Raw genomic sequence first — 22,789 nt, 5'->3', positions numbered from 1 at the left:
ACGCGAGGATTCTGCTTGCTAATAGAATTCTCGAACTTTAGGACGCGGTGTAGCCCGCCTGACTGATCGCCTCGCGGACTGAAGTCTCGGAGGCTTCTGTCTCTACGTATACGCACTTGGTTTTGGGGTCTGCCGCGACTTTAGCGCTTGAGTCTACGGACTTCACGGCCTCGGTAATCGTCTTAGCACAGGCCCCACAAGCCATATTTGGAACATTGAGCTGTAATTTCATCATTTTTAAGTAGCAAATTTAGATCGTACTAGTAGGCTCAGGAACAAAGACTTTGCCTATTGATCACAGCATAAACTCTCCTCTTGACTGGAGAGTCAATAGGGTAGAGAATATTTTTTTAGTCATAGAGGGCTCAATTGCCTAAAAAACAGAGACTAAACAGCTAGTCCTCCTAGAAAGATAGCGACCAGATAGATCAAATAAACACTATCTAGAGCCAGCACCTGCCAGAGCTTGAATCCATGTTCTGGAGTGCCCCAGTGAATCAACACTGCATAGGCAGCAGCCACCAGCGCCACGAAGGCTAAATTAACCACAAAAAGTGGGAAATTGTTTACGGGAACAGTAACCAGGGCCAGGGGAAAGAAGGCAATGGTCATGGTGACAGCATGATCGCCAATGGCGCTGGCGCTGGCAGCCGTGATCTGCCCACTTCGGGCAATACTCCAGGTGGCAAACAGCTCTGGCAGCATCGCCATCGGTGCGGTGATAAAAAGACCTCCAATGATTTCTGAGATGCCGATAGCCGAAACGATATTTTCTGTAGCAATCACGGTAAAGTAAGCCCCAATGGCGAGGGCGAGGACACCTGCAACCGCCATTTCAATCTCGCCTTTTCCCCATCGGGTCTGCTGCCCGGCTTGGCGACCTCTGAATACCGCCTGGGCTAGGTAAACCAGATAGACCGCTAGCATAATCCAGCCATCGATTGGCTGAAGCCCTCGCCACGGAGCTGGAATGGTGAGCAGGGCAACGACGGCAACAATGCCCAGGTAGGGAATGGTCTGCGTTGTCACCGCTTCTCGATTAATCCTCATAAACCGCTGCTGGCGGTGACGACGATGGGACTCAAAATCTTCACCCGCTTCAGCCTGATCGGCTTCTCCTAACTGAGCCTTGCGGGAGGCGATGTAAGCCGCCGTTACCAACAGGGGAATGGCAACAATATTGGAGCCAAGCATCGTCCCTAAGCCAATGTCGGCTACCTGTCTGAAGGCACTGGTGGTATTGATGCCAATTTCAGGGCTGGCCGCCGCAATCCCAACAAAGGAGGCCCCGGCTACCTGGGTGAGGCCCCACTGCGATCGCAGTTTCCGCAATGGCTTACCCAGGCGTTCTGCGCCCCAGTGGGCCGCCCAGACGGCAGCAATCAACACCGCTCCCCACAGCCAGATACTCATCGTCTATTACGGATTACGGATAATGCGACCGGCGTTGAGGATGGCCAGCAGCGCTACACCGACATCGGCAAAGACGGCAGTCCACAGGGTGGCGATGCCGAGCGCACCGAGGACGATGAAAACGGCTTTCACCGCCAGGGCAAAAAAGATGTTTTGCCAGACGATCCGCCGGGTGCGATGGGCGATCGCGATCGCCTCCGCCACCTTTGAAGGCGCATCGGTCATAATCACCACGTCAGCTGTCTCAATCGCCGCATCTGAACCCAGGCCGCCCATGGCTATGCCCACATCAGCCCGGGCAATCACCGGCGCGTCGTTAATGCCGTCACCCACAAAGGCAACTTTACTTTGGGTCTGGCTAGCCCGACGCAGGAATTCTTCTAACGCAGTGACTTTATCCTCCGGCAGTAGCTCAGCCCGATACTGGTCGAGACCTAGGGCCTGGGCAATGCGGTCTGCAACCGACTGGCTGTCGCCGGTCAGCATCGCGGTTTCAATTCCCTGGCCGTGTAAAACGCGAATGGCTTCTACAGCATCGGGTTTGAGCTCATCGGCAATGACAATCCGCCCCGAGTATTCGCCATCGACGCCCAGATGGGCGACCGTTCCCTCTACCGTACAGACATCGTGGGGGATATCTTCTCGGTGCAGCAGTCGGTCATTCCCAGCGAGTACAGCGCGGCCATTGACGTTAGCCCGAATGCCGTAGCCTGAAATTTCTTCGTAGTCCTGTACTCCAGACCCATCCACAGGCTGCCCGTAGGCCTGCCGAATCGACTGAGCCACCGGATGAGTGGATTGAGATTCTACCTGGGCCGCGAGTTCTAGTAGCTGCTCCTGGCTTAGCCCATTTTGCGAAATCACCTCAGTGACGCGAAAATTGCCCTGGGTTAGGGTTCCGGTTTTGTCAAAGACAACCGTTTTGACCTGAGTCAGGGCATCTAAAAAGGTAGAGCCTTTGACCAAAATGCCGCGCTTAGCCGCACCTCCAACGCCGCCAAAGTAGCCCAGCGGAATGCTGATCACCAGGCCACAGGGGCAGGAAATCACTAGCAGCACCAGCGCCCGATAGGCCCACTCGGCCTGGGTTGCGCCGGCAATCAATAGCGGTGGCAGAATCGCCACAGCAAGGGAGAGAACCACCACTACCGGCGTGTAGTAGCGGGCAAAGCGGGTGATAAATTTCTCGGTTTTGGCTTTTTTGCTACTGGCGTTTTCCACCAGCTCCAGAATTTTAGAAATAGAGGATTCTCCAAACAGCTTGGTTACCCGGACGGTGAGTCCCCCAGACTGATTGATCATTCCTGCTAGAACAGCCTCTCCAGTTTGGACGGTGCGAGGGACGGATTCTCCAGTCAAAGCTGAAGTATCCACCTGAGATTTGCCCTCTATAATTTTGCCGTCAAGCGGCACTTTTTCACCGGGGCGAACCACGATGACGTCCCCGACGCTGACCGAATCTGGCGAAACTTCGCGTATGTCGCCGTCAGCCTTCAGGTTGGCCGTATCGGGCCGCACCTCCAGCAGCGACTTAATTGATCGCCGCGATCGCCCCACCGAATAGTCCTGAAATAGCTCCCCTATCTGGAAGAACAGCATTACCGCCACGGCTTCGGGTAGCTCATGAATCGCGATCGCGCCTAAAGTCGCGATCGTCATCAAAAAGTTTTCGTCAAAAATGCGGCCTCGCAGGATATTCCGCCCGGCAGTCGTCAGCACAGACCAGCCGCTGATTAGATAGGCAGGAATCAGAACGGCATACTCGGCTATTGCATAGGGAGTATTGTGCAGCGGCTGGTTGAAAATTAGGCCGATTAGGAAAAGGATGAACGCGATCGCGAAAGGCGCTAGCGATCGCGGGGTAAACTCGCCTGAACCATGATTGTGACCGTGACTATGACCGTGGCCACAGCAGCCACTGTGGGACTGAGATCCTGACATAGAAGCCTCTGCTAAGGGGAATTATGATTATATGAACAAGTGTTCATATAATACGATACAGGGCTATGCTTGTCACACTATCCAATCATAGCTTTGTACACCTACTAGAACGTCCTGAGTGATCTACCAACCGCCCATCACGCCGGTTGGCATCATACTGTCTAGCAGAATTATGCAGATGACATCAGACAGCTATATTGAGCAGGCATCCAGTAGTGACATGCCCCCTTCTCAGCAGTCAGCGCTGTCTGAATATACCTGTGCTGACGGTATGTGCGTGCCTAAGACGATAGCGCCTGAAGTCCTGACGCTTCTTGCTTCTTGATTGGTAGAGTGAAGCCCGGCTCCTATTCAAGCGCTCACAGCCCGAAACGGGTTTATTCGTCTAGATGCTCGGCAACTTCGCGGTAGAGCGTCATGATGTGGTCATCGGCTAGGCTGTAGCAGACGTTGCGGCCCCGACGGCGATATTTCACCAAGCGCTGCGATCTCAGTACTCGCAGCTGGTGTGACACCGCCGATTCGCCCATCTTGACGGCAGCCGCCAGGTCGCAAACGCACAGTTCCTGCTGAGCCAGCGCCGACAGCAGCTTCAGCCGATGGGGGTCAGCTAGCGCGCTGAAGAACTCCGCCATGCGCTGGGCTTTCTCAGTGGCCAGCACCTCAGACTGCACCTGGCGCACATTATCCAGATGCACCAGGGATTCTTCGCAGGTGGGGGCGTCAGTATTTTGAATGAGTTGCGCTTTGGCAGAACGGGACTTGGCCATAAAGGAGAAGTGCTCAGCATCTCTTCTATGATACTGAAAATCATTACCACCTGAAGACCTGTTCAGATAAAAGGCGGTTTAATCGCCCATTTCAATCGTCTGCTGCACCTGCTGGATAAAGTACAGGGTTTGCTGATAGCCCTGCTGGTCGCCACGGGCCTCAAACAGCTCAGCCGCCTGCTGCAAATCCGTCAGGGCCAGCTCGGGATCGCCGAGCTGATAGCGCAAAAGTCCACGGTTGCCATAGGCCTCTGCCAGCTCTGGATTGAGCTGAATCGCGGTATCAAAGTCTGCCAGGGCGGCGTCGGCATTGCCCAGTTCAGTGTAGACTTTGCCCCGGTTGTAGTGGGCATCGGCATTGTCGGGGGCAAGGGCGATCGCCTGATCCAGATCGCTCAGCGCCTGGGGCAAGCGCCCAGTCGTCGCCAGAATGACGCTGCGATCCAGATAGGGCTGCACAAAGTCTGGGTCAATCTCGATCGCCTGACTCAAATCGGCGATCGCCGCCTCGGCATCGGTCAGGTGAGAGTAGGCTTCTCCTCGGTTATAGAGAGTTTCCACATGATCGGGGCGAAGCTGAAGCGCCATAGAAAAGTCGTCAACCGCCTGCTCATAATCCCCCAGGTCATGGTAAGCAACGCCGCGATGAAGATAGGCGTCAGCATTGTCTGCATCAGCCGCGATCGCCTCAGTATAGGTAGCGATCGCCGCTTCCAATTCTCCCTGCTCAGCCTGCTGTAGCCCCCGCTCGACTAACGGCTCAGTGACAGCCGCAATAGTCGCTGTCCGTCCGGGTTCAGAAACCGACAGTCCGCCCACCGCCGTAACGACAAAGACTGTCAAACCGAGCATCAACCCTTTGTTGCGTCCCATTCTGACCTCCCAATAATGACAACCTGGACTCTGCTGCGGCTCAGTTGCCCATGCAAAGGTAGACTAAAGCGCCGGAACAGTGGCTAAAAGCAAAGCTGTGACGCTTCTCAAACCTGATCTCTATTCAGTGTAACGAGCGATCTCTGCTCCCGGATTTCACTTGGACGAAAAAAATAGTGTGATCCCAAAAACCTAAAATCAGGCAAAACTGACTCTGGGGTACAGCCCAGAGCGCAGCTATTGTCGAATCCCACCCGAATCGTGGTGGATTTGACGGGTACGACCTTGGGCCAGCACACGGTGAATCAGGCCGTGGAGAGGATGGTCAGAGCGATTCGCATCGGTCAGTTCGACGCTCAGACGACGCGATTGGTGATTGAGCTAGCGCCTGGCTATACCGTTGACCCTGCCCAGATGATTGTGCAAGGGCAAACGCCTCAACTCTTTGTCACGGGGGCACAGGATGCGCGAACCTTTAACGACCCGGCTTAGAGACAGCAAATGTCGCAGGCGATCGCTTCAGGCATCCTACAGTAGGTGTAGTAAGAGCTTTAGAGGGACGTAGCCATTCGGCTAGCACCCCACCACCAAAGTTTCCCAGTGCTGGCAGAAGCGCCAAGCCAATTACCCTGATAAGCTGACTATTCATCGCGTCCTGGTTCCAAGGAAAATCTGCGGCGGGTTGAAAGCTGAGTCTACTTTCAGGCCCTTTCGGAAAAATTAATTTTCACCGACATCCCGCCAGGAGTCATCTGTCACCCGGAAGATTGGCCCTGCAGTCCTCTTTCGCTGATTCATTTCGGAATACGCTGTTGAAGCATCTGCGCTCATCGCTGTGTTGATTAAATGATTACGGTGAAGTCCGGGTGCGGAGCCGTAAGAGCACCTGTGACACCAGAGCCAGAGGCACGGACAGTACCGTCACGACTCTGGCCCCCAGTACCCATAGATTCAATCCGACCAGGGATTGGGCAAACACCGCCAGATAAACGGGTGGCAGCCCCATCTGCAAGACAAAGTTCAGCGGTAACAGAGCCGTTGCCAGCCCCACATTGCCTTTGGCGATGCCGGTAAACACCAGATACCAATCAGTGCAGGGGGTGACCAATAGCATTAATAGTCCCACCCGCAAATCCGGCGCATCCGGGAAAAAGAGCGCTCCCAATCCCCAGGTCAGCAGCGGTGTCCACAGAAAGTTGATCGCCAAGCTGGCAACAGTGACTCGATAGTCATTAAAGGCGCTGCCAAAGTGTCGTAGAGAAATCGACAAAAATGCCGCGTAGAGCATGACCGCCAGCAGCGGCAAAATCCAACGGTCTGCAATGGCAGCAGTGCCTTCAATCAGCGACAATCCGAGTCCAAGCGCTACTGATAGAAGAATCAATAGGGGCTGAAAGCGCTCAAACCAGGTCACGTTAAACTCCTAGGACGATTTGAGTTGCCGAGAACGTAGCCAAATATTCAGACCACCAGAAACAATCAGCCCGGCCAACCCGATGTAGGAGATCGCGGTATTGATAAACAAAAAGACAAACAGCACTAAAGCGCTGAGCAATCCTAAACCGAAGGCCCAAGGCTGACCGTGATGACGCATCCCAGCAAAGAATCCGCCTAGCGTTACGGTCAAAAAAATGGTTAGGAGCGGCAGTAGGATAGCATCGTTAATCAAAAAGCCGAGACCAATGGCTCCCAAAAGCGAGAGCAGGGCCGGAAACCCTAAACAGCACAGCGCTGCAAAAATAGAGCCGCCAACGCCGACTTTATCGGCATAACGCTGCCAAAATCCAGACTTCGATGGAATACTCACAATATCTTCCTACCTCTACTCAGCACAGCACGATAGTTTAGCCGGGTCCTTATAGCGAGAGATGGCGGCAATCTTGAGGGCTTCGGCCATCGTGGGATAGATATGAATCAGGTCAATGAAGTCCTGGAGCTTGGCATGAAATCGCATTGCTATCGCTGCTTCATGAATCACCTCGGCAGCGCTGTGACCGACCATCGAAACGCCTAGAATCTCATCGGTATCCGCGTCCGCTACCATTTTGATCATGCCTTTCGGATCGCGGATTGCTCCTGCACGGGGCACTAGCGACATCGGCACCGTACGACACCAGCAACGATGTCCGGCGGCGATCGCTTCTTGCTCAGTCATACCGACAATGCCAATCTGAGGGTCAGTGAAAATTGCCCGAGGAATCACTCGATGATTCACAGCCCGCAGCGTTTCGCCCGACAGCGCGTTGAGGGCGGCAATGCCACCGTCCTGGCTGCCTACCGGAGTCGCCATCTGGCTGCCCTGCTCATAGCCAATCACATCTCCGGCGGCAAAAATGTGGGGAATATTGGTCTGTAAGTATTCATTTACCTGCACCTGGCCGCGATCGCCTAGAGTAACTCCCGCCTTCTCTGCGCCTATGGCACTAGTGTTGGGGGCACGCCCAGTGGCCACCAGTAATTTTTCAGCTTGAAAGGTCTGGAGAGAACCGTTGACCTGCACCTCTGCCACAACATCCTGCTCTGCTTGGCGAACGGACTGAATTGAGGCATTAGTAACAACTTGAATGCCTTCATCTTGCAGGATTGCGCCGATGGTTTGACCAACCTGGGGTTCGTAACCATGAGCCAGCACCTGGCCGCTACGCGCCAAAATCGTAACCTGCGCCCCAAAGCGATGGAACATTTGCCCCAGCTCCAGCGCAATGTATCCCCCACCAATAATCAAAAGCGATCGCGGACATTCGGTGAGTTCCATCGATTCTTGGCGAGTCAGCAAATCGCTGGTTAAATAGGGCACTTCATTGAGCCCTTCAATCGCTGGCACAACCGGATGCGAACCAGTTGCAATCAAAATTGCCTCGCCAGTCAGGTGCTTATCTCCCACTCGCACCGTATGAGCATCGACCAATTCCGCATGACTTTCCTCGATATAAAATCCGCTCCCCAGCAAGCTGTCGTACTTCTTGTTGCGGTAGTTAGCAATCACTTCATCCTTCTGCTGAATGAGAGCGGAAAAATTCAGATGTATCGAGGTGGGTGTTAAACCGGGATAGCGCGGATGCTGAGCATCGTATAGCAGTTTGGCCGCTTCAATTAGGTTTTTAGAGGGCAGGCATCCCCGATTTACGCAGGTGCCGCCCGGAGTTCGTTCTTCAGTCATCACAGCCGTTTTACCCAGTTCCTGCGCTCTTAGCGCGGCGGCAAAAGCGGTTGAGCCTGATCCTAATATCACCAGGTCAAAATGGGTTCTATTCATGGCAGTCTTTTATCAAAATTGACAGGACATATCGCCAGCTATCAAGACCGAGGTATCTAGCTTTTGGGGACAAATTGCTTAAGTTGAAGTTGGATTGTCTCCAATATCTTGCTCAATCAGACCGCAGATTTTGCCGTTACAGACAATCTCATCAGGCAGCTCAGAAGAGTTAGACAGGGCAGCTTCAATGTGCTCGTAGCGATGGGCTAACTCCTGGCGAAGGTTCAGCATATCTTGAATATGCTGATCGAGTTCTGCTAGGTGTTGCTTCACCATAGCTTTGAGGTCAGCGCAAGGGGGCACGCCATCCTGCCTGAGATCAATCAACCGCTTAATCTGATCCAGAGATAAGCCAAATCGTTTGGCCTTCTGGATAAAATCGAGCCTCTCCGCCGCCGCTGCCGAGTAGATGCGATAGTGAGATACCGTCCGCTTTGGGGGAGACAGCAATCCCACTCGCTCGTAATAGCGAATGGTTTGAGCGGGAAGATTGACCCGACGGCTCAGTTCACCGATTAACAAACCCTCTGTCATAGCTTCTCCGTTAGCCGGGAGAAACATCCCCCGGCCAAGTTTGTTTAACCTTGCCCGAGACCCGCTGCAATCAGTTGCTCTCGCGAAACGGGCGACTGGTTTTGGCAACACTCCGCCAGTTGACCATTGACGACAACAGCCGGAACGCGATGGATGCCATACTGGGCAGCCTTTTCGCGACATTCATCTGTTACACATCCGGTTCGCAGATCCCAAACCTGCACGTCGCAATTTGAGCAGGCCAGCTCTCGAACCCGCTTGACGGTCTCGTCGCACAGCGGGCATCCGGCGGTGAATACTTCCACGATTCGCTTAGACATTTTGCTTGTCTCCTAAACGCTGAATTCAGCCTAAACCTTATACCCAACTTCAAGGTCAAGGGTCTCAGCACGAAAGTTTCAAAACTTCACCAGGAAGGCGGTGCCGTACATCACTATCAGACCAATGGTGAATCCAGCTATCCCCAGACTAGAGAGTCCAGAGCCATCAGGCTGAGATAATCGCCGTTGCAGGTAGGTCCCCACCTCAACCATGACTTGCAAAATGGCTCCAGCCCCAATGCCAAGAAACAGAGCTGCCCAATGAGGCGAAAACGCAAAGGCCCCGACCCAAATTCCCACTACAGCGGGGAGTCCCGCCAGAGCAGCTAGCGAGAGGAATGTTGGCCAGCGCAGTTTGTCTTTGAGCAGGGGAGCGACGATGCCCAGTCCTTCGGTGAGGTTGTGGAGGGTAAAGCCCAACACTAGAAATGAGCCTAAGGCAATTTCTCCCAGGGCAAAAGCCGTCCCGATCGCCAGCCCTTCTCCCAGATTGTGCAGGCCAATGCCGAGCGCCATGTAGGTAGATAGGGCGATGCCTTCAGGCGGCTTGCCGCGACGACGCCCCACCGCGAGTAAGGCTAGAAACGCCACCGTTGCCGCCAACCAGACCAAGGCTTGCCCCTGAAAAGCGATCGCGCCACTTCTGCCTGTTCTGGATCTGGATCGACAACAAACGCGCCTAGAGTCCCTTGTGAAGATGGCGTTTAAACGGCATGGAATGTGACAGTTATGATACTGAGCATCATTACCAGCTGAATACCGGTTCATAGGAGCCAATTTAAACATTGAAATCCTGAGAAATGCCCTATTCAGATATTCGATCGGGATCGATACCCTGCGATCGCAGCAGCTCTGCTAGCCGGTCAGCTCGCTGGCGCTCCTGCTCGGCTCGCTGGCGCTCCTGCTCGGCCCGCTGGCGCTCCTGCTCGGCCCGCTGGCGCTCCTGCTCGGCCTGTTCAGAACTCCAGAGCAGCAGGTTACCTTCGGCGTCCCACCAGCGCAGCCAGCTGATGGTTCGAGTCAGACGCTCCCCTCGCCAAACGCCTAGAAATAGCTCCAGCTCTGGAATCCAAAACTGATTTGCGGCATTCGGCGACTGCAAGGCGTAGCGCTGATTTTCTAGATAGCGCACCTCTAGCAAGGCTTCAGCAGGATCGTAGATGACGTAGGTGGGGACTTGCAGAATCCGCTCGTAGAAATAGAGCTTGCCATAGGGAGGGGTCGCCCGAATTGAGAGCTCACCGTTGTCTTCCGCCGAGAGAAATTCCATCGCCACGGCAACGCGATCGCCCTCTAGATGCTGCGTGTAGCTGCGCCGATCTTCCTGCTCAGGGGAATGCACCCGAGGCACGTAGAACCAGTCGGGAGCCTTGACGACGACTTTCTGATTGACTTTTGCCGTCAGGCCAAAGTTAGAGCCGATTAGCATCTCGGGCTGAATCCGCTGAGCCGCTCCCAGGGCATCGGTCAGGGCAGCAGCTAGGGGCGGCTGTTTAATATTTTCCACCGGGTCATCGGGTAACGGATAATCAGCCGGGAGCGGTTCCCACGCGATCGCAGGCTGGCTGAGCTGGGGCTGAGTTTGAACCATTGCTACAAACCTGCATGCGTTGACTAAGCGATCGGAAGTGGCAGTCTGCCCTCTATAATCCTAGTCCTAAACTACTGCAAAAACCGATTGGCTAGCTTCTGGCTGAGGCGTTAGCTAGCCGGGGTAAGGGCGCTCTGGGGATAGGCGATGCGCTTGTGGTTGTACTGCTGCCAGACCTGGACAAAAACATCGGCAATTCGCTTTAGATCTTCCGGCAGCAGGCCCGAATCGGCCAGCTGCTTGCTCTTCCAGCGGGCATGAAGAATCCTGTTGACCATCGTAAAGGCTTCTTCAAAGGACGCATCGGTGCTGAGCGATCGCAGGGCCGCCTCGCAGGAGTCGGCCAGCATCACTACGCCCGTCTCCGGGGTTTGCGGGATGGGGCCGTCGTAGCAAAAATCGGCACGGCTGATTGTCAGCTCGGGATTCTCTTTTTGCTTTTGCTCAGCCTGTTGCAAAAAATAGCTGATTGGCATACTGCCCTGATGCTCTGGGATAAAGGCCCGAATCGCCTTGGGCAGTCGGTGCTTGCGGGCCATCACCAGCCCCAGGGTGACGTGTTTTTTGATGATGGCGGCGCTCGCCCAGGGGTCGTCAAGCTGGTCGTGTTTGTTCGGGCCGCCCATTTGATTTTCGATAAAGCCCAGCGGGTCGTGCATTTTGCCAATATCGTGGTACAGCGTCCCGGCCCTCACCAGCTCAACGTTGAGATTCAGGGCCTGAGCCGCCGCCTCGGCCAGACCCGTGACAAAAAGCGTATGCTGAAAGGTGCCCGGTGCTTCTGAGGCCAGCCGCTTGAGCAGGGGCCGGTTAGGATTCGACAGCTCGGCCAGGCGAATCGGGGTGACGATGTCAAAAACATGTTCTAAATAGGGGCTGACGCCCAGGGCCACAATACTCCAGGCCACTCCAAACAGCCCTTGCAGCGCCGAATTTGCCAGAATGCTCTGCCAGGCCGAGGTCGATACCGAAGTGAACATCAGCGTCAGGATTAGGTGAACGCTGCCCTGGGCCAGTCCAACAAAGCCGCCGAGCAGGGCAAATTCTTCGCGCGATCGCAGCTGCGGCGCAATCCAGGCCCCAACCAAAGCCGCAACCGCCCCAGAGATTAAAGGAATGCCGCTGACCTCAGCCCCAATGGGCAATACTGCCGTCAGTAGAAGTACTAGCACCGCGCCCAGGGTGGACCCGTAGAAGCTACCCACCAATAGGCCCACCGCCGGCAGGCCCAGGGTGGGCAAGTCGAGAGCCACCAGCCCGGCGACGCCTAGAATCAGCACCAGTACGAGTACCAGGTCGCGCTGGCGCAGGCGACTGGTCAGCCATTGCTCCACGCCGAGATAGATCGCCGTAGCGCAGGCGACGAGCAGGCCAAAGCTCGTAAACCCCAACCAGTTAAATCGCCGTCGGGTCAGGTTAAAGTGATCGAGCAGGACAAAGTCAGACTGACGAATCGTTTCACCCATGTCAACGATCACATCGCCGGCATTAATAGAGACGGTCACGGGGTTAACCTGTTTGGCCGCCAGCTCTGCGCGCAGGCGAGTTTTCTCCGGATCCTCGACCAGGTTAGGGCGGAGCACCGCCGTCAGCAAATCCGTTGCGAGCGCCTGGACTGGAGGGGGCAATGAAGCTGAAATATGGGTCTCTGCGGCGCGGCGCAGTAGCTCCGGGGGCATTCCCGGATGGATACCCTGGGTCAGCATCTGCTCCAGCACCAGCTGGGTCTTGCTCACCAGACGCTTCCAATCCGCATCGCTTAGCTCCAACAGACGGTCGCTAAACAGCGATCGCCGCTGCTCTGGCAGCAGCTCAATCAGGTCTAAAGCGTTGCGATATCGGCGCTGACTTACCTCAATCTGATTGCCCACATCTCTCAGAGACCGGTCAGAGGTGGCCTGACGATACGCTAACAGAGCCTCCAACGCCGATTTTTGAGGAGGGGTCAGCTGATCGAGCCGATCGATCGGAATGCCAGCCGGAGCGGCCTCTTCCTCTGTCAGCAAAGAGATATCGACACTGGCTTCAGAAGCCAAAGACCAAATTTCTTGCCAGTCAGCAGCTGACAGCTGACGCAGATAGCTCTGATCTGACCGAGACAGAACAGAGGTTTCCAAATAGGGCAGGCTGCCTGCCTGCTTACGGATTTCACCGGCCTGCTTCAGCAGCGTACCCAAATCTCGCTTAATCGCGCCCGTAGTATTGGGTTCGACCATCAAAACTGAGATTGCTCCGCTGCGAGCAGCAACCTGATTTTGCTCAGTCGTTTGCTGATCGACCAGCGTCACCGTTTCGGGCGCCGTAAACGTCTGGGGCGACTGGGTCGCTACGCTCAACTCTGGCTGATTGTAAAACCGCTGTCCCAGACTCGCCGTTAGGACTAGTACGGCGAGGAGCAGCCCCACTAGGGCCTGGCGGGGGCGAATTCGCCGATTCCAAAGGCGTCGCCTGAAGGAAGCTCGCGATGTCATCGCCCCGGGTTGGTAAGCCGCACGAGCAGGCTTATCTAGGCCATTAAAGGACCTCCGGGGCGCTGCTCGATGAGCTGTAAACAGCAGCGGAAAATAATAGCGACTCCAAAGTTTACCGATCCGCCGCGCCGGGCGTCTGATAAAAAAACAGAGAAAAAAGCGCCAGCTCTGATGAACCTGCTTTGCTAAACCCCTAAGCATATTCACCTCTCCCGTGCATCACTCTAGAGGCTCGCCAGAGACGCGCTAATCAGGTTTGGGCTGATCCAGAAGGTCTGCTGAAGAGCCGTGGGTAGCTGCGAAGATACGCTGTGCTGATTGAGGATTAAGTTCATGATGAAAATCATTATAGTCGGCCGTTCAAGCAACGGTAGAAACTCCCTACAGGAGCTATGCGCGGCGGTTAAAGGAGCGAAAAAACGGCCGTCGTTTCTGCGGCTGGATCTGCCAGCTCCGGCTGAATACCGGCCCACTGTCGGAATAGCCGATCGGCGATTGCCTGTAGCAGCAGTCGATCGGTGTCTATAGCCAGCTGCCAGTGGACCGGCAAGACGATTGGCCCGCCAAATGCTCCGGTCAATAGCCCAGTCAGCATTGCTAGTCCTCTATCGGCAGCCTCAATGGACGGATTGACAGCGTACCCTTGCGGATTCGAGAAACAGCGACTGAGGGCGGCTACTAATGGAATGTCTACAGCGGGTTTGAGCGGCGGTCCGGAATCGCCAGGTAGCCGCTCGGCGGACGGCAAAACGCAGGCCTCTAGCCAGTTTTGATAGGCTGACGGCAGCGGCGACAGCGCTGCTCTCGGGAAAGATCGCCCCCCGTAGCGGGCTGGCATCTGGCCTAACCGGGTCCAGGCCAAAGCAAGCGGCTGATTCTCCAGCGCCAGCTCTATGAGCTCACCGAGCATTAGGGTTTGCCAGATTTGCTCAGCAGAGCTGCTGAACGGCGGGCCTAAGTCTAAAATACGGTCGATCCGCTGGCTCATATTGTCGTGATAGCGCAGCAGCAGCGTCGCGATCGCGACAAGCTGGGCTGCACTGCTCAACCCAGGCGGCAAGGAGGCCTGGGCTGGGCCAGCCTGCCAGATCGACAAAATTGTGCGCGCCAACGGCAGGTTAGCCGCCAGCTCAGTTTGGCCCGAGCCGACCTGGCCAATGGGAAGCCAGGCCCCCAGCAGCGCTGCCCAAATGCGATCGCGAACTGAAAGCTCAACTCGGGTTGAGAAAAATTTATCTTGTAATTTTCGGTTTTGCATTAGCATATATCCGTTATTTATAGCGACGGACTTCTGCCAGTCGAATCGGTTCCCGATCGGTCAGGCGGACGATGTGGCCCTATGCGCTGGAGCAAAGCGGATCGATGAGACAGGCTAACGGATTTGAACTCACCCCAAAAATCTGGCCAAAAATCTGGCCAAAAATCTGGCGTTCTGCCTGGGTAGCTGGCCTCGCGGCGGGTCTTTGGAGCAGCGGAGTAGTCATGTTGGCGCGTTCGGAGACCCTAACATACCCGGCTGCCCCAACTGATCAAATCGCTCAGGCGACTTCATACCCTACTTTACAGCTCGGCAGCTTGGGTGAACGCGTCAGCGAGCTCCAGTCGATGCTGACGCTGCTGAGCTTTTACAGCGGCGAGGTAGACGGTGTCTATAGCGAATCGACCCAGGCGGCGGTCGTTCAATTTCAAACGGCGGCGGGGCTAGAGGCAAATGGGGTGGTCGGGCCGGATACCTGGGAAAAGCTGTTGCCGACGCCGGGCAGCATTGCCGATACGCCGGACATGCCAGCTGAGGAGCCCGCTATGGAATCGGCCAATGCCGATGACGCTGCCAGTCTTGAAGCCTCTAGTGAGCTGCCAGACCTGGACCAGCCCGCCCCGGCTAGCCCAGCCCCCGAACCAAACCCGGCGGCAGCCAGCGACCCCTCATCTGGCGACCCGGCGCCCAGTGCCGCCCCGGCTGAGCCCCCCGCGATCAGTCAGGCTCCGGAAGACGGTGGCGCTGAAGCCGCACCGGTCGATCAGCCTGAATCTGCTGACGAACCTGCCGAGCAGGCCAGTCCAGAGCCAGCAGCAAGCCCGGCCGAATCTACTGAAATTAGCCTGCCGGTGCTGAGGAAAGGGATGGAGGGCTCGGCAGTATCCAGCCTACAGTCACGGTTACAAACACTTGGCTTCTACGGCGGTGAGATTGACGGGGCCTTTGGTGAAATGACTGAGATTGCGGTTCAGAACCTACAGCGGGAGTACGAGCTCGGTGTAGATGGCGTCGTTGGCCCGGCAACTTGGTCGGTTCTGCTGCGGTAGTTTACCCTTCTGACTGACTCACCCAGACTGGTAGAATCTGCTCACCCTCAAAGGTGACAGCTTCAGAATATTCAGGCGTGCTCGCGTGGGCGATAAAAACCATATAGTTGCCTATCAGAAAATAGACGCTGATCATGGCTGCCGCCGAAGAGGCCACTAAAAATCCTGCCAGCATCAGCGAAAATTCCTGATTTTCGACAGCTTTTTCCATCAGGCGCAGCGCCCAGGCGACCAATCCGATGACAATTGCTGAAATGAGGATTGCCATGTCGGCAGATGAGACCTCGCAAACTTTATGAATAAACCTTTACAGATTTTAACACTGTTAAGCGCAGATGGGTGCAGCTCACCGCCCCTTTGCAGGAGCGAAGCCAGCGGAACCTGGAAGCTCAGAACCGCCCTAGCCCAGTCAGCTCAACGGCTTTGCATTCTTCTAGAATAGTTAACGATTGCAACAATAATAAGAATCGTAAGATTTAGTACAGATTTTACAGATTTACTTTTCCCGGTCTATTGGCGCACTGGCACCTGGCGCTCAGCTAGATAGGCTTTGATTTCGCCCACGGTGAGCTGGCCGTAGTGCAGCAGGGAGGCCAGGAGGGCAGCGGTCGCCTGACCGCCGGTGAGCGCTTCATAGATGTGCTGACAGTTGCCCGCCCCGCCAGAGGCAATTACCGGAACATTCACCCGCTCTGAGATCGCGCGGGTCAGGGTCAGGTCGTAGCCCGCTTGGGTGCCGTCGGCGTCCATGCTGGTAATCAACAGCTCACCTGCCCCTCGACGCACCACTTCTTCGGCCCATTCCACCGCATCCAGCCCGGTATTTTCTCGACCGCCGCGCACATAGACGTCCCAGCCCGGAGGGGCGGTCTCCTCAGTTCTAGGCCGCTGCCGGGCGTCGATGGCGACGACAATGCACTGGTCGCCAAAGCGATCGCTGGCCGCATCGATCAGGTCCGGGTTGCGGACGGCCGCTGAGTTAATGCTGACTTTGTCTGCCCCGGCTCGCAGCAGCTGCTTAATCGTGTCCAAGGAGCTAATGCCGCCGCCGACCGTTAGCGGGATAAAGACCTGCTCCGCAGTTTGATAGACCACGTCGTAGATCACATCGCGGTCTTCGTGGGTGGCGGTGATGTCTAAAAAGACCAGCTCGTCGGCTCCGGCCTGGTTGTAAATCTGGGCGAGTTCAACCGGGTCACCAGCGTCTTTAAGATTGACAAAATTGGTGCCCTTGACCACGCGACCGGCTTTGACGTCCAGACAGGGAAGAATGCGTTTGGCTAGCATAGGCTCCGGCCCAGTGAGAAGTCTGATGAGAAGACTGACAAGATAGACCCTCAGAATAACGGATAAGCGTCGGTACGCTGATAAACTGTGGAGTGATTTGATTAATTTTTCAGTGTGGGAATTCCAGCAGGCATGGCTTTGGATATTGGGCAAAAGGTTCAGCTGCGGCGACTGCGCGATCGCGTTTCGAAGAAGCTAGCATCGCGTTTAGGCCAGACCGGAACCATTCGAGACTTTAAAATGACAGACGGCAGCGGCGTCGGCGTGCTGGTCAAGTTTGAGGACGGCTTTACGACCTGGTTCTTTGAGGATGAGCTGGCCCCGGCCTGAGCGGTTGGCGCCAGTCTGAGCCAGTCTCGGCCTGAGCGCCTCAGCTCAGGCAGTGAGTAAAGAGTTTGTGTACGCTTAGGTCATGACATTAATTCTGACATTTCTCGGCAAGGGCGGTACCGGCCGGACGACGGTAGCGATCGCGGCGGCAAAGCAGCTGGCTGAACAGGGGCAGCGGGTACTGCTGCTAACGCAGGATGCGGGTCCAGCTTTTGGCCTGCTGCTGGGGGCGGAGGTGGGGTCAGCGCCGCAGCCGGTCTCGGAAAATTTGCAGGCGGTGCAGCTGCACTCCACTACCCTGCTGGAGCAGAACTGGGAGCGGCTGAAGCAGTTTGAGGCCAAGTATCTGCGCGATCCCTTTTTCAAGGCGGTCTACGGCCAGGAGCTGAGTCTGCTGCCGGGACTGGATGACGCCCTGGCACTCAACGCCATCCGTGAGTTCGATGGCAGCGGTGAGTATGACGTAATTGTGCACGACGGGTCGGGCGATCAGGCCACCCTGCGGCTGTGGGGAACGCCCGAGGGGATCGACTGGTACTTTCGCCGGTTCAAGGCCGTCTTGCAATCATCCCAGTTCTACCGTTCGATTTCGCCGTTTATTCAGCCGGTGACCGGAGCCATCCTCAGCAGCGGCAACGCCACCGACCTCTGGGATCAGCCCGCCACTCAGGAAGTGAATACCCTGGTCAACCGGGGCAAAGCGCTGGTCACCGACCCGATGCGGCTGCGGGCCTACGTGGTGACGACGGCGGATGAAAGCGCGATCGCGACCGGTCGCTATCTCTGGAGCGCCGCCCAGCAGATTGGGCTAACGGTGGCCGGGGCGCTACTGAACCAGGCCGATAGTGCCGGTGCGGCTGAGTCTGCTTTTTCACCGCTGCCGGTGAATGCGCTGCCGACTAAATCAGACCGCTGGCAGCCGCTGATGGCCGCGTTGCCGCCCCTAACCGCACCGGTTGACGTACCGGCGCCGATGACGGTTGATGTCGCAGCCCAGACGGTGAAGCTATTTTTCCCGGCCTTTGACAAAAAGCAGGTGAAGCTGACTCAGTACGGGCCAGAGGTCACCGTTGAAGCGGGCGACCAGCGCCGCAACCTGACTTTGCCGCCCGAGCTGAAAGGCCGTTCGGTGACCGGTGCTAAGTTTCAATTAGGCTATTTGATCATCACCTTTGGCTAACGCCCCGATTGAGGCAAGCCCCCCGATTGGAGTAAACCCACTGGAGTAAACCCATGACCGAAAATCCCACCTCGCCACCGGCTCCCGACCCTATCCCGACGGCTGAAGCGGCTGCCGATCGCAGCGGCAGAACCCGTCGCCTTCTGGGCATTAAGGGCGGGGATGTTGGAGAAACCTCGATCTGGCAGATCCGTCTGCAGCTGATGAAAGCGATTACCTGGATTCCCCTGATGTGGGGCGTGATCTGCGGCGCGGCGTCTTCAGGCAAGTTTGTCTGGTCGCTGGAGCATGTGCTGATCGCGGCCGCCTGTATGCTGATGGCGGGACCGCTGCTAACGGGCTACACCCAGACGATTAATGACTACTACGATCGCGACCTGGATGCGATTAACGAGCCCAATCGGCCCATTCCCTCGGGAGCGATTTCGCTGCCGCAGGTGGTAACCCAGATCTGGGTGCTGCTGCTGGCGGGAGTGGCCGTCGCCTATGGACTCGACCGCTGGGCCGGGCATGAATTCCCGACGATTACTGCCCTCGCCATCGGCGGCTCGCTGCTGTCCTATATCTACTCCGCCCCGCCGCTGAAGCTGAAGAAAAATGGCTGGCTGGGCAACTATGCCCTGGGTGCAAGCTATATTGCGCTGCCCTGGTGGGCCGGTCATGCCCTTTTTGGCGAGCTCAACCCAACCGTGATGATTCTGACCCTGGTCTACAGCATGGCCGGTTTAGGAATTGCCGTGGTGAATGACTTCAAAGCAGTGGAGGGCGACCGGCAGCTGGGTCTGAAGTCGCTGCCGGTGATGTTTGGCGTCACAACAGCAGCCTGGATCTGCGTGCTGATGATCGACATATTTCAGGGCGGCGTCGCGGCCTACCTGATCAGCATTCATCAAAATCTGTACGCAGTGCTGCTGGTGCTGCTGATTATTCCTCAGATCACTTTTCAGGACATGTATTTTCTGCGGGCGCCGCTGGAGAACGACGTCAAGTACCAGGCCAGCGCCCAGCCCTTTCTGGTGCTGGGGATGCTGGTGACGGCGCTGGCGCTTGGGCATACGGACAGCCTGGTGAGTTGAGGGCTCGTCTGCTACCGTTTGTAAAGCTGAAAAAAGCGATTGTGAATGCTGACTACCCTGTTTCGACTGTGTCGGTTCAGGCCGACCAGACTGGAGAGCACCTGACGTGGCTAACCCAATTACCGAGCTGAGGCGCTGGTCAAACCGCATCTGGCTATTGATGTCGCAGGCTGAATCGACCCGGCAGTCGCGGCCAGAGCGGCTGCGGGCTGCTCGCCAGAGTAAGGGCAAAAATCGGCGCGATGTTTCCGCCAAGCGGCTGCACCAGCGCGGTCCCCGATCAATTAAGCCGCTCTACGCCCGGCCCGGATTCTGGCTGGTGCTGCTGCTAGGCGCTGGCATCGCCGGGACCTCTGCTCGCGCCCATCGCCTTTGGGTCAATCTCGAAGCCAGCCTGCCCGACGTGGAACAGTCGCTAACCTTTGAGCGCAGCGGCACAATCACGATTAAAGCAGGCGACGACAGCATTTTGCAGAAGCTCGGACCGGCGTCTCAGGAAAAGCTCGACTATGAAGCCCTACCGGACCTGATGGTGCAGGCGTTTATCGCGTCGGAAGATCGGCGGTTTTATCAGCACGACGGGGTAGACTATCGCTCCATTGGCCGGGCAATTTGGGCCAACCTGCGGCGGGGAGAAGTGGTAGAAGGAGCGAGCACGATTACCCAGCAGCTGGCTCGGATTGTCTTTTTAGACCAGGAGCGCAGTCTGGAGCGCAAGCTTAAAGAGGCGGTAATCGCCCGACGGCTGGAGCAGGAGCTGGGCAAGCAAAAAATTCTAGAGCGCTATCTAAACCTGGTTTATTTGGGAGCGGGGGCCTACGGCGTGGCCGACGCCGCCTGGATCTATTTTGGTAAGTCGGTCGATCAGCTTACCCTGTCCGAGATTGCGCTGATTGCGGGCATGGCTCCAGCTCCCAGTGTCTATTCGCCCCTAGTCGATCCGGCGGCAGCCCGGCAGCAGCGAGACAAGGTGATTAGCCGGATGCTGGCCAATGGACTGATTACCCAGTCCCAGGCCGACACGGCCTATGCCGCCAGCGTAGAGACCACGCCCAACGAGCCCAAATATCTCTACAGTCAGTTTCCCTACTTCACCATCTACGTGCAAAAGCAGCTGACAGAATTTTTGTCGGCAGAAGAAATCGAAGCGGGCGGTCTAACCGTAGAGACGACCCTCAACCCAAAATGGCAACGGGCGGCAGAAGCAACGGTCGCAGAAGTGGTTGAAGACTATGGGGACTGGCAGCGGTTTGAGCAAGCTTCGCTGGTTGCACTTGACCCGACGACAGGCGAGATCAAGGCAATGGTCGGCGGCACCGACTTTGACGACAGCCAGTTCAACCGGGTGACCCAGGCCCAGCGTCAGCCAGGGTCTACGTTCAAGGCCTTTGTCTATGCCACCGCGATCGCGACCGGCATGTCTCCCTACAAGAGCTACAACGACGCCCGCTACGTCGTCGATGGCTACGAGCCGAAAAACTACGGCGGCGGCTACAGCGGCACCGTCGAGCTGCGTCGGGCGCTAGCCAGCTCAATTAACATCGTCGCGGTTAAGCTGCTGATAGACGTTGGCTTTGAGCCCGTGATTGCGGCGGCGAAGCGAACGGGCATTGAGTCGGAGCTGATGCCGACCTATTCTCTGGCGCTGGGCGCGTCTGAGGTGAATTTGCTGGAGCTGACCAGCGCCTATGGCAGCTTCGCGGCTGAAGGCAAGCACTTCACCCCCCACGGCATTACCCGAATTATCAACAATCAGGGGGAGGTGCTCTACGAATTCAAACCAGAGCCGGTGCAGGCATTCGATCGGGATACCGCTGCCATCATAGACTGGATGCTGCGGAGCGTCGTCGAAGGCGGCACCGGCAGTAATGCCTACATCAGCGGTCGGCAGATTGCGGGCAAGACGGGCACCTCGGAAAAAAACCGCGATCTCTGGTTTGTCGGCTTCACGCCCCAGCTAGTAGCCGGCGTCTGGCTGGGCAACGATGATAGCAGCCCCACCCGGGGCGCCAGCAGTACGGCGGCTCGGGCCTGGCACAACTTCGTAATTCAGTTTATCGACGACCTGCCGGTGCAAGAATTTCCCGAGCTGCCGCGGCTATCTGGCCGAGAGGGCACGATCGAGGCCCAGCCGGTCAAGCCGGGCAAAGTGGTCGCGGACAAACCCGGCTCCTCCGAAGAAAGAGACAGCAGTGAACGCCGAGAGCGCCGCCGGGAGCGGTCCAGCGAGTCTGAACCCGAGCCTAGAGCCGAACAGGCAGAAGTCGAAGCGGCGCCCGAACCAGCATCTAACTCTCGGCTAGAGCGACTCCAGGAAACCGTGCCCGAGCGCTCGTCTACCCCGGCTCCGGCTCCAGTTGCTGCGCCCGAGCCCGAGCCCGCTCGTGCGCCAGAACCATCCCGGACGCCAGAACCGGCTCCGGCAATAGAACCGGCTGCTGCTCCGGCACCTGTCTCGCCCCCCCCTGCGCCGTCCACTCCCACAGCCGCGCCGCCACCCGCTCCAGCGCCTGCACCGGCCCCAGTATCTGAGCCTCCCCAGCCTCAAATCCTGGATGAGTATTAGAGCGCTAATGCACGAGCTCTATTGTTCTGGTGATATTCAGCATGTTCTGAAACTTCAATAATTTGACATGTTCTTAAGATTGCGCCAAAAACTGCGTCGGCTTTACACCGACTACGCGCTTAAAGTGCCGGGTGAAATAACTCTGATGGGCGAATCCTAGTTCATTGGCAATATCCGCGATCGCCATATCCTTCCGAATAAGAAGCATCGGGCTTTTTCAGGCGCTGCTGTTTGTGGCGGCCTATCTTCTGCCGGGGGGGCGTCGCGGCGACAGCGGTAAAGCTGGAAATCAGCAGATCATCCATGCTCAGGACAAAGGCCAGCAGGCAGCCTGCCAGGATAGCCGGGGCCAGCTGGGGTAGCAGCACCTTCACCAGGGCCTGGGCCGGCGTAGCGCCTAAGTCCAAGGCCGCTTCTTCCAGGTGCGGATTGAGGCCACTGAGGCGGCTGGAGACGACGACGGCGACGTAGGCCAGACAAAACCCTAAAGGCCAGTTTTAAATCTAATTGCGCTGTTTTTTAAAACTGTGCATTGACATTTAGCAGCAGCTTGCCGCAGGTGCGCATAGTTTTGGCCTAAGGCGTCTACTCATTGGTAGCAGTCAGGATTGAGCTGCCGCTTCCTGCCTTGAACCCTCACCGCAAAGGTACCATGGCATCGTTTCTGCTATGGCCACAGCTGACCTGATGCAGCCCGCTGTAAAGCTTACTCTTTTGCTTATTCCTCCTAAACGGTTGCATTTATAATCCTTTAATCTCTCTGTAATTCCACTGATGGATGTATAAAGCTTCAGTAGAGTTACCAAAAAAGCTAGACACTGGCTTTTCTGAATGCTAGAAAGTTGTTGAAGATCGTTTCAAAGCTAAACAACTT

General features: G+C 56.5%; 24 protein-coding genes and 1 pseudogene. 6 read left to right on the top strand and 19 right to left on the bottom strand.

Annotated features, from left to right (window positions below; translation table 11 throughout):
* Positions 1-37 precede the first annotated feature (37 nt).
* The 5 genes from IQ241_RS21205 to IQ241_RS21185 all read right to left on the bottom strand — a co-directional run bounded on the left by IQ241_RS21205 (position 38) and on the right by IQ241_RS21185 (position 4,997).
* On the bottom strand, positions 38-235 hold the full coding sequence (locus IQ241_RS21205; RefSeq protein ID WP_322743735.1) for a heavy-metal-associated domain-containing protein: 198 nt from the start codon (positions 233-235) through the stop codon (positions 38-40).
* A gap of 152 nt (positions 236-387) precedes the next feature.
* A complete protein-coding gene (locus IQ241_RS21200; protein WP_193911074.1) occupies positions 388-1,413 on the bottom strand; it encodes a sodium:calcium antiporter in 1,026 nt (341 codons plus the stop codon).
* 6 nt (positions 1,414-1,419) lie between these two features.
* Entirely contained in the window at positions 1,420-3,354 is a 1,935-nt protein-coding gene (locus IQ241_RS21195) for a heavy metal translocating P-type ATPase (protein ID WP_193911072.1), read from the bottom strand.
* Positions 3,355-3,731: 377 nt separating this feature from the next.
* Entirely contained in the window at positions 3,732-4,124 is a 393-nt protein-coding gene (locus tag IQ241_RS21190; protein WP_193911070.1) for an ArsR/SmtB family transcription factor, read from the bottom strand.
* A 78-nt stretch (positions 4,125-4,202) separates the two neighbouring features.
* Positions 4,203-4,997 (bottom strand): tetratricopeptide repeat protein, encoded by a 795-nt coding sequence (locus tag IQ241_RS21185; protein WP_193911068.1) that lies wholly within the window; start codon positions 4,995-4,997, stop codon positions 4,203-4,205.
* A 240-nt stretch (positions 4,998-5,237) separates the two neighbouring features.
* On the opposite strand from IQ241_RS21185, the gene IQ241_RS21180 reads away from it, so the two are divergent.
* Positions 5,238-5,489 (top strand): AMIN domain-containing protein, encoded by a 252-nt coding sequence (locus IQ241_RS21180; RefSeq protein ID WP_193911067.1) that lies wholly within the window; start codon positions 5,238-5,240, stop codon positions 5,487-5,489.
* A 358-nt stretch (positions 5,490-5,847) separates the two neighbouring features.
* Here IQ241_RS21180 and IQ241_RS21175 read toward each other — a convergent pair whose 3' ends face one another.
* The 10 genes from IQ241_RS21175 to IQ241_RS21130 all read right to left on the bottom strand — a co-directional run bounded on the left by IQ241_RS21175 (position 5,848) and on the right by IQ241_RS21130 (position 14,653).
* Positions 5,848-6,411 carry an arsenic resistance protein gene (locus IQ241_RS21175; RefSeq protein ID WP_193911065.1) on the bottom strand — a complete coding sequence of 188 codons (564 nt, stop codon included), beginning with the start codon at positions 6,409-6,411 and terminating at the stop codon, positions 5,848-5,850.
* Between the two features lie 9 nt (positions 6,412-6,420).
* Positions 6,421-6,804, bottom strand: a complete 384-nt coding sequence (locus IQ241_RS21170; RefSeq protein ID WP_193911063.1) for a MerC domain-containing protein — start codon at positions 6,802-6,804, stop codon at positions 6,421-6,423.
* Positions 6,805-6,819: 15 nt separating this feature from the next.
* Complete coding sequence (gene merA, locus IQ241_RS21165) at positions 6,820-8,253, bottom strand: mercury(II) reductase (RefSeq protein WP_193911061.1); 1,434 nt, start codon at positions 8,251-8,253, stop codon at positions 6,820-6,822.
* 78 nt (positions 8,254-8,331) lie between these two features.
* On the bottom strand, positions 8,332-8,787 hold the full coding sequence (locus IQ241_RS21160; RefSeq protein WP_193911059.1) for a MerR family DNA-binding protein: 456 nt from the start codon (positions 8,785-8,787) through the stop codon (positions 8,332-8,334).
* Between the two features lie 44 nt (positions 8,788-8,831).
* On the bottom strand, positions 8,832-9,107 hold the full coding sequence (locus IQ241_RS21155; protein ID WP_193911057.1) for a thioredoxin family protein: 276 nt from the start codon (positions 9,105-9,107) through the stop codon (positions 8,832-8,834).
* Between the two features lie 78 nt (positions 9,108-9,185).
* Positions 9,186-9,719: a ZIP family metal transporter gene (locus tag IQ241_RS21150; RefSeq protein WP_228021937.1), complete on the bottom strand. Its 534-nt coding sequence runs from the start codon at positions 9,717-9,719 to the stop codon at positions 9,186-9,188.
* A gap of 193 nt (positions 9,720-9,912) precedes the next feature.
* On the bottom strand, positions 9,913-10,698 hold the full coding sequence (locus IQ241_RS21145) for a Uma2 family endonuclease (protein WP_193911053.1): 786 nt from the start codon (positions 10,696-10,698) through the stop codon (positions 9,913-9,915).
* Between the two features lie 110 nt (positions 10,699-10,808).
* A complete protein-coding gene (locus IQ241_RS21140; protein ID WP_193911051.1) occupies positions 10,809-13,169 on the bottom strand; it encodes an HD family phosphohydrolase in 2,361 nt (786 codons plus the stop codon).
* Positions 13,170-13,572: 403 nt separating this feature from the next.
* Entirely contained in the window at positions 13,573-14,427 is an 855-nt protein-coding gene (locus IQ241_RS21135) for a hypothetical protein (RefSeq protein WP_193911049.1), read from the bottom strand.
* A 79-nt stretch (positions 14,428-14,506) separates the two neighbouring features.
* A complete protein-coding gene (locus IQ241_RS21130) occupies positions 14,507-14,653 on the bottom strand; it encodes a hypothetical protein (protein WP_193911048.1) in 147 nt (48 codons plus the stop codon).
* Here IQ241_RS21130 and IQ241_RS21125 point away from each other — a divergent pair.
* Positions 14,652-15,476 (top strand): peptidoglycan-binding domain-containing protein, encoded by an 825-nt coding sequence (locus IQ241_RS21125; RefSeq protein WP_193911045.1) that lies wholly within the window; start codon positions 14,652-14,654, stop codon positions 15,474-15,476. The two genes, IQ241_RS21130 and IQ241_RS21125, sit on opposite strands and share 2 nt — an antisense overlap.
* A 1-nt stretch (position 15,477) precedes the next feature.
* Here IQ241_RS21125 and IQ241_RS21120 read toward each other — a convergent pair whose 3' ends face one another.
* Positions 15,478-15,744, bottom strand: coding sequence for a hypothetical protein (locus IQ241_RS21120; protein WP_193911043.1), 267 nt, complete (start codon positions 15,742-15,744; stop codon positions 15,478-15,480).
* A 242-nt stretch (positions 15,745-15,986) separates the two neighbouring features.
* Complete coding sequence (hisF, locus tag IQ241_RS21115; protein WP_193911041.1) at positions 15,987-16,763, bottom strand: imidazole glycerol phosphate synthase subunit HisF; 777 nt, start codon at positions 16,761-16,763, stop codon at positions 15,987-15,989.
* Between the two features lie 138 nt (positions 16,764-16,901).
* Between hisF and petP the strand changes: the two genes are divergently transcribed.
* From petP to IQ241_RS21095, 4 genes are all read left to right on the top strand, one after another.
* Entirely contained in the window at positions 16,902-17,093 is a 192-nt protein-coding gene (petP, locus tag IQ241_RS21110; protein ID WP_193911090.1) for a cytochrome b6f subunit PetP, read from the top strand.
* An 82-nt stretch (positions 17,094-17,175) separates the two neighbouring features.
* Complete coding sequence (locus tag IQ241_RS21105; RefSeq protein ID WP_193911039.1) at positions 17,176-18,273, top strand: Get3/ArsA fold putative tail anchor-mediating ATPase NosAFP; 1,098 nt, start codon at positions 17,176-17,178, stop codon at positions 18,271-18,273.
* A gap of 53 nt (positions 18,274-18,326) precedes the next feature.
* Positions 18,327-19,349, top strand: coding sequence for a chlorophyll synthase ChlG (chlG, locus tag IQ241_RS21100; RefSeq protein ID WP_193911037.1), 1,023 nt, complete (start codon positions 18,327-18,329; stop codon positions 19,347-19,349).
* A gap of 160 nt (positions 19,350-19,509) precedes the next feature.
* Positions 19,510-21,915, top strand: coding sequence for a transglycosylase domain-containing protein (locus IQ241_RS21095; RefSeq protein ID WP_193911089.1), 2,406 nt, complete (start codon positions 19,510-19,512; stop codon positions 21,913-21,915).
* A 73-nt stretch (positions 21,916-21,988) separates the two neighbouring features.
* Here IQ241_RS21095 and IQ241_RS26745 read toward each other — a convergent pair whose 3' ends face one another.
* Entirely contained in the window at positions 21,989-22,102 is a 114-nt protein-coding gene (locus tag IQ241_RS26745) for an AraC family transcriptional regulator (RefSeq protein WP_390622482.1), read from the bottom strand.
* Between the two features lie 70 nt (positions 22,103-22,172).
* A pseudogene (locus IQ241_RS26235) lies at positions 22,173-22,397 on the bottom strand (ABC transporter permease); the annotation flags it as partial.
* Positions 22,398-22,789: the final 392 nt, after the last annotated feature.

The sequence above is a fragment of the Vasconcelosia minhoensis LEGE 07310 genome (assembly GCF_015207255.1).
GTDB classification, from domain to species: Bacteria; Cyanobacteriota; Cyanobacteriia; order Phormidesmidales; family Phormidesmidaceae; genus Vasconcelosia; species Vasconcelosia minhoensis.
Note: the sequence above shows the minus strand (reverse complement) of the source record. Positions and strands in the feature narration are given on the sequence as shown.

Bases quoted from the DNA above. Each gene is read 5' to 3' on its own strand.
- IQ241_RS21205 (WP_322743735.1), bottom strand. From the start codon at position 235: ATGATGAAATTACAGCTCAATGTTCCAAATATGGCTTGTGGGGCCTGT.
- IQ241_RS21200 (WP_193911074.1), bottom strand. From the start codon at position 1,413: ATGAGTATCTGGCTGTGGGGAGCGGTGTTGATTGCTGCCGTCTGGGCG.
- IQ241_RS21195 (WP_193911072.1), bottom strand. From the start codon at position 3,354: ATGTCAGGATCTCAGTCCCACAGTGGCTGCTGTGGCCACGGTCATAGT.
- IQ241_RS21190 (WP_193911070.1), bottom strand. From the start codon at position 4,124: ATGGCCAAGTCCCGTTCTGCCAAAGCGCAACTCATTCAAAATACTGAC.
- IQ241_RS21185 (WP_193911068.1), bottom strand. From the start codon at position 4,997: ATGGGACGCAACAAAGGGTTGATGCTCGGTTTGACAGTCTTTGTCGTT.
- merA (WP_193911061.1), bottom strand. From the start codon at position 8,253: ATGAATAGAACCCATTTTGACCTGGTGATATTAGGATCAGGCTCAACC.
- IQ241_RS21160 (WP_193911059.1), bottom strand. From the start codon at position 8,787: ATGACAGAGGGTTTGTTAATCGGTGAACTGAGCCGTCGGGTCAATCTT.
- IQ241_RS21155 (WP_193911057.1), bottom strand. From the start codon at position 9,107: ATGTCTAAGCGAATCGTGGAAGTATTCACCGCCGGATGCCCGCTGTGC.
- IQ241_RS21145 (WP_193911053.1), bottom strand. From the start codon at position 10,698: ATGGTTCAAACTCAGCCCCAGCTCAGCCAGCCTGCGATCGCGTGGGAA.
- IQ241_RS21140 (WP_193911051.1), bottom strand. From the start codon at position 13,169: ATGACATCGCGAGCTTCCTTCAGGCGACGCCTTTGGAATCGGCGAATT.
- IQ241_RS21135 (WP_193911049.1), bottom strand. From the start codon at position 14,427: ATGCAAAACCGAAAATTACAAGATAAATTTTTCTCAACCCGAGTTGAG.
- IQ241_RS21125 (WP_193911045.1), top strand. From the start codon at position 14,652: ATGTTGGCGCGTTCGGAGACCCTAACATACCCGGCTGCCCCAACTGAT.
- IQ241_RS21130 (WP_193911048.1), bottom strand. From the start codon at position 14,653: ATGACTACTCCGCTGCTCCAAAGACCCGCCGCGAGGCCAGCTACCCAG.
- IQ241_RS21120 (WP_193911043.1), bottom strand. From the start codon at position 15,744: ATGGCAATCCTCATTTCAGCAATTGTCATCGGATTGGTCGCCTGGGCG.
- hisF (WP_193911041.1), bottom strand. From the start codon at position 16,763: ATGCTAGCCAAACGCATTCTTCCCTGTCTGGACGTCAAAGCCGGTCGC.
- IQ241_RS21105 (WP_193911039.1), top strand. From the start codon at position 17,176: ATGACATTAATTCTGACATTTCTCGGCAAGGGCGGTACCGGCCGGACG.
- chlG (WP_193911037.1), top strand. From the start codon at position 18,327: ATGACCGAAAATCCCACCTCGCCACCGGCTCCCGACCCTATCCCGACG.
- IQ241_RS21095 (WP_193911089.1), top strand. From the start codon at position 19,510: ATGTCGCAGGCTGAATCGACCCGGCAGTCGCGGCCAGAGCGGCTGCGG.
- IQ241_RS26745 (WP_390622482.1), bottom strand. From the start codon at position 22,102: ATGGCGATCGCGGATATTGCCAATGAACTAGGATTCGCCCATCAGAGT.